This is a genomic window from Micrococcus sp. ACRRV, assembly GCF_022346985.1.
Classification (GTDB): domain Bacteria; phylum Actinomycetota; class Actinomycetes; order Actinomycetales; family Micrococcaceae; genus Micrococcus; species Micrococcus porci.
Genome location: NZ_JAKRNH010000147.1, coordinates 1 through 4,470, shown reverse-complemented (window position 1 = coordinate 4,470; position 4,470 = coordinate 1). Strand labels below are relative to the sequence as shown.

The following is a 4,470-nucleotide window of genomic DNA, read 5'->3' as shown; positions in this document are numbered from 1 at the left end:
ACGCGGCCGCGCCGGACGGGGCGAGGCGCGACGCCGGGCGGCCCGTCGGCGGGCGTCCTGCCACTCGTCACCGCGGCGGTCGATCTCCGCGCCGAGCGAGCGCAGCACGTCGATCGACAGGCCGACGACGACGAGGTAGACGCCGACGTCGAACGCGGTGGCGGAGACGATCTTCAACGAGTCCCCGAACAGCCAGAGGTCGTGGAACTCGACCTTGTAGGACTGCAGGACCTGCCCGCCGAACAGCAGCGGGGCCAGGCCCGTGAGGGTGGCGATGCCCAGGCCGAGGCCGAGCAGCGTGCCGGCCGGGATGCGCGAGGCCTCCTGCAGCTCGTAGCGCCCGCCGGCGAGGTAGCGCAGGGCCAGGGCCAGGCCCGCGAGCAGTCCGCCGGCGAAGCCCCCGCCGGGGGTGTTGTGCCCGGCCAGCAGCAGGTACACGGACAGCAGCATCATGGCCGGGAACAGGAAGCGGGTGACCACCTCGAGGATGATCGAGCGCCGTTCGGGGGCCATGGTGTGCCCGGCGATCAGCCACTGGTCGTTGCGGTCGTCCACGGCGAAGCTCCGCACCACGGAGAGCTCGCGGGTGCCCAGCGCCGACTCGGCGCCGTAGTTGCCCACGGAGCCGGGGACCACGGTGTCCAGGTCCCGCCGGCGCTTGTCCCGGTGCTCCAGGAACACCAGGGAGGCCACGCCCGTCGCGGCGACGGCGAGCACGGTGATCTCCCCCCAGGTGTCCCAGGCCCGCAGGTCCACGAGGGTCACGTTGACCGCGTTCGCCCCGTATCCGTGCTGGTAGGCCAGGCGCGGCATGTCCAGGGAGACCCGCTCGGCGGTGCGCGCGCCGAGGGCGGTGGCGGCCACCCACATCATCACGAGGGCGAAGCCCACGCCCAGCAGCAGGCGCGGCACGCGGCGACGGCCGGTGGTCTTGGAGTGCCAGTCCGGGGGCAGCACGCGCAGACCCAGGATGACCGTGATCAGCACGATGGACTCGACGAGCACCTGGGTGACGGCCAGGTCGGGCGCCCCGCGCAGGGCGAACAGCGCGGCGGACCCGTAGCCGGTGACGGAGACCAGCATGATCGCCATGAAGCGGCGGCGGGCCCGGACGGCCAGCACGGCAGCCACGCAGACGAGCGCGGCGATGCCCAGCTGCGCGGGCGTCGTGAACGGCACGAGGTCCGCCTCGAGGAAAGCGGTGGACAGGACCCGGTCCTCCTCCCCCGCAGGGACGAGCATGGCGAGGGCGGGCAGAGCCGTCGCGGTGGCCAGGATGATGAACAGGTAGCGCCGCAGCGAGCCGGTCTGGGTGCGGCCGGTGACCCACACGGCCGCCGCGTCCACGGCCCCGGTGATCCGCTGGTAGACGGCAGCGGCCTCGACCGGGAACGCCACGCGAGCCTGCAGGCGCTGCAGCGGGCGGCGCGCGACGGCGAGGGCGGCTCCGAGCACCCAGATGGCCACGGACACCCCGAGGATCGGCGTGATCCCGTGCCACAGCGCCAGGTGGGCGGGCTCCTCCGCCGCGTCCAGCGGCGCGAGTCTGGCCGTGTGCGCGGAGATCAGGGCCTCCGGGAGCCCCGGCGCAAGGCCCAGGACCAGGCAGGCGAGGGCCAGGAGGCCCGGAGGCAGGAGGTCCTCGGCGGTGAGCCGGGAGTGGAACCGGGTCTCCGGCACGGGCTCGCCGTCCGGGGAGTCCCGTCCGTCCTTGGTGGCGAACGCGCCCCAGAGGAACCGCCACGTGTAGGCGAACGTCAGCACGGAGCCGAGGGCCATGCCCACCAGGGGCGTCCAGCCCCACACCGTGCCGGCGTGCTCGCCGTGCCCGGCCAGGGACTCGAGCACGGACTCCTTGGCCACGAACCCGAACAGCGGGGGCAGGCCCGCCATGGAGGCGGCCGCGACGATCGCCACGGCCGCGAGCGCGGGCTCGCGGCGGCCGATCCCGGACAGGCGGCGCAGGTCGCGGGTGCCGGCCTCGTGGTCGATGATGCCGACCACCATGAACAGCGGGGCCTTGAACACGGCGTGGGCGAGGAGCATGGCCAGGCCGGCCAGGGCGGCGTCGCGCGTGCCCAGCCCGTTGGCCACCATGAGGAAGCCGAGCTGGGAGACGGTGCCGTAGGCGATCACGAGCTTGACGTCCGTCTGCCGCAGGGCGCGCCAGCCGCCCAGGATCAGGGTCCACAGCCCGACGCCGAGCACGAGCACCTGCCAGGACGCCAGGGACGCGAAGCCCGGGGCCAGGCGGGCCACCAGGAAGACGCCGGCCTTCACCATCGCGGCGGCGTGCAGGTACGCGGAGACGGGGGTGGGCGCGGCCATGGCGGCCGGCAGCCAGAAGTGGAAGGGCACCTGCGCGGACTTGGAGAGGGCGCCCACCAGCACCAGGGCGACGGCGGCCTCCAGCAGGCCGCGCGGGGCCCGCTCCATCAGCTCCGGGGCGGCGGCGAGGATCCCCGAAACGCGCCAGGAACCGGCCTGCACGGCCAGCATCACCAGGCCGGCGAGCATGGCGAGGCCGCCGAAGGTGGTGACGATCAACGCCTGGATGGCCGAGCGGCGGGCGAAGATGCGCTGGCCCGAGTAGCCGATCAGCAGGAAGGAGAGCACCGAGGTGATCTCCCAGAACGTGTAGAGGACCATGACGTCGTCGGTGGTGACGAGGCCGAACATGGCGCCGGCGAACGCCAGCAGCTCCGCGCCGAAGACGGCGTGGCGCGGCTCGTGCTCGCGGAAGTAGCTCGCGCAGTAGGACAGCACCAGGGCGCCGACGCCGAGGACGATGAGGGACATGAACGCCGAGAGCGCGTCCAGGCGGAAGCTCAGCGCGATGTCCAGATAGGGGATCCACTCCACGGTGGTGTCCAGGTGGGCGGCCGAGGCCGGGGCGGGCGCACCGCGGTCCAGCGCGTCCTGCAGGACGAAGACCTGCGGCAACTGGGCCAGCACCCACACGAAGCCGGCGGCGGGCGCCGCCGCCAGGAGGTGGAATCCCCGCCGCCCGGTCCGCCGGAACAGCACCGGCGCCAGCAGCGCCACGGCGAACAGGGCGGTGAGCAGGACGGTCATGGGGTCCGTTCGTCGTGGGGAGGGTTGGCGAGGGCGCTCTCCACCCTAGCGAGCGACCCGGGGGCCTGTCCCGGGCCGGGCGCTCGCGACGGTCGGCCCCTCCGGCTCCCGCACGCCCAGCAGCAGCGCCCCGCCGGCGAGCAGCACGAGGGCGATGACCGGGATGATGACGCGGCTGTCCCCCCACACCGCGAGCGCGGCGGACACCAGGGCCGGCGTGATGAAGCCGATGGCGCGGCCCGTCGTCGCGTAGAGGCCGTAGGCCTCCCCCGCCGTCTCCGGGACGGTGAGCCGGCCGAGGAAGGCGCGGGAGGCGGACTGCACCGGTCCCACGAACAGGCACAGCGCCAGCCCGCCGGCCCAGAAGGCGGCGGTCCCCTCGGCGAGGAACAGGGCGGCGGCGACGACGACCATCGCCGCCAGGGACCCCAGGATCACGCGGCGCGGACCCAGGGCGTCGTCCAGGCGGCCGCCGGCGAACGCGCCCAGGGCGGCGACGACGTTCGCGACGATCGCGAACAGCACCACGTCCTGCGCCGCCAGCCCGTAGAGCGTGGTCCCCAGGATGGCGCCGTAGACGAACACGGCGCCCACGCCGTCGCGGAAGACCGCCGAGGCGGCGAGGAAGCGGAGGGTGAGCCGGTCCTGCCGCCACATCCGCGCCAGCGTCCGCCCAAGGCCCCGGTAGGACTCGACCAGGGACTCGCGACGGGGCGAGCCGTCCGCCCCCCGGGCCGCGGGCGGCTCCGGGGAGGCGGCCAGCACGGGCAGGGCGAACACGAGGAACCAGGCTGCCGCCACCAGCGCCACCACGCGGATGTTCAGGGCCCGCTCCTCCCCCACCCCGAACCAGTGATCGTCCCCGGAGACGAACCCGACGAACACGATCAGCAGCAGCACGATCCCGCCCAGGTAGCCGGCGCCCCAGCCGAAGCCGGAGACGCGGCCGATCGTGGCGGGGGTGGAGATCTGCAGCAGGATCGCGTTGATGTGCACCGAGGCGATCTCGAAGAACACCGTGCCCAGGGCGATCAGCGTCACGCCGAGGCCCAGCATCGACTCCTCCGGGGTGACCAGGAAGCACGCCGCCGTGCAGGCGATCACCGCGCCCGTGGTCAGGGCGATCCACAGCCGACGCCGGCCCGTCCCGTCCGCCAGGCGGCCCAGCGCCGGGGCGGTCAGGGCGATCACGACGCCGGCCAGCGCGTTCGCCGCCGAGAGCCACTGGGTGCCGCGGTCATCCGGGCCGAACGCGTCCGAGGCCAGGTAGGTGCCGAACACGAACGTCACCATCACGGCGTTGAAGGCCGCCGAGCCCCAGTCCCACGCCGCCCACGCGAGGACCCGGCCGCGGGGCACGCGTGCGGGGGCGGGGCCGGCGCCACCGTGCGGGGC

2 protein-coding genes are annotated in these 4,470 nt (G+C 74.3%); both read right to left on the bottom strand.

Features of this window, described 5'->3' with window-relative positions:
* Positions 1–3,075 (bottom strand): Na+/H+ antiporter subunit A (locus MHY29_RS11340; RefSeq protein WP_239241295.1); only part of this gene is annotated, 3,075 nt, incomplete at its 3' end.
* Positions 3,076–3,120: 45 nt separating this feature from the next.
* Positions 3,121–4,434: an MFS transporter gene (locus MHY29_RS11335; protein ID WP_239241297.1), complete on the bottom strand. Its 1,314-nt coding sequence runs from the start codon at positions 4,432–4,434 to the stop codon at positions 3,121–3,123.
* Positions 4,435–4,470 lie beyond the last annotated feature (36 nt).